The following is an 876-nucleotide window of genomic DNA, read 5'->3' on the forward strand; positions in this document are numbered from 1 at the left end:
GTTCACCGCCAAGCGGGCCTTCATCCGGTCACTCATGGAGTAGCCGACGATCCGGCCGGAGAAGGCGTCCTTGATCGCGCAGAGGTAGAGCTTGCCCTCATCAGTCCAGTGCTCGGTGATGTCGGTCAGCCAGAGCTCGTTGACGTCATCGGCAGTGAAGTCCCTCTGGACGAGGTCATCGTGGACAGGCGGTCCCGGACGTTTCCCGTTCTTGGCGCGCTTCTTCCCGAAAACGGACCACCACTGGTTGTCGTGGCAGATCCGCCACGCGGTCCGCTCGCACATGACCTCACCAGCCTCAGCGGCTTCGCCGGCGAGGAATCGGTACCCGAACTCCGGGTCGTCGCGGTGAGCGTCCAATAGCGCGTTGGCTCGATAGGCCTCGACCAGCTCGGCCTCGGTGACCTGCTGTTTGCGCCAGCGGTAGTAGGGCTGGCGAGAGAGCTTTAGGACCCGCAAGGACACCGCAACGGGGATCCCGTCGGCGGCGAGCTCGCTCACGAGCGGGTAGAGGATTTTCCCGGCAGATTCGCCTGGGACAGGTATGCAGCAGCACGGCGGAGCACCTCGTTCTCCTGCTCCAGCAGCCGGTTCCGGCGTCGGAGCTCGCGCAGCTCGGTGGAATCCTCACGGGTCTTCCCAGGCCGGTTGCCGTCCTCGACGTCCGCTTGGCGCATCCAATTCGTCAGGCAGGACTCGGAGATCCCGAAGTCCTTCGCGATCACGGAGAGCTTCTGGCCGGGTTCACGGTTCCTCGCGACGCGGACGACGTCCTCACGGAACTCTTGGGGATAGGGAGCGGGCATGGCGCACATCCTTCCCTGCAACGCCGCACGGCGCCACAGATCATGTGACACCTGATCGTGCATCAGTCCC

2 protein-coding genes are annotated in these 876 nt (G+C 64.5%); both read right to left on the minus strand.

The features are described from left to right. The coding region (locus tag GSY69_RS14305) for a DDE-type integrase/transposase/recombinase (RefSeq protein WP_328698883.1) at positions 1-501 on the minus strand (501 nt) is incomplete at its 3' end. Beyond that, on the minus strand, positions 498-876 hold a 379-nt coding region (locus GSY69_RS14310), incomplete at its 5' end, for a transposase (RefSeq protein ID WP_235936579.1). The genes GSY69_RS14310 and GSY69_RS14305, both read right to left, overlap by 4 nt.

Origin of the sequence: Brevibacterium rongguiense (assembly GCF_009857845.1) — a bacterium.
GTDB lineage: Bacteria > Actinomycetota > Actinomycetes > Actinomycetales > Brevibacteriaceae > Brevibacterium > Brevibacterium rongguiense.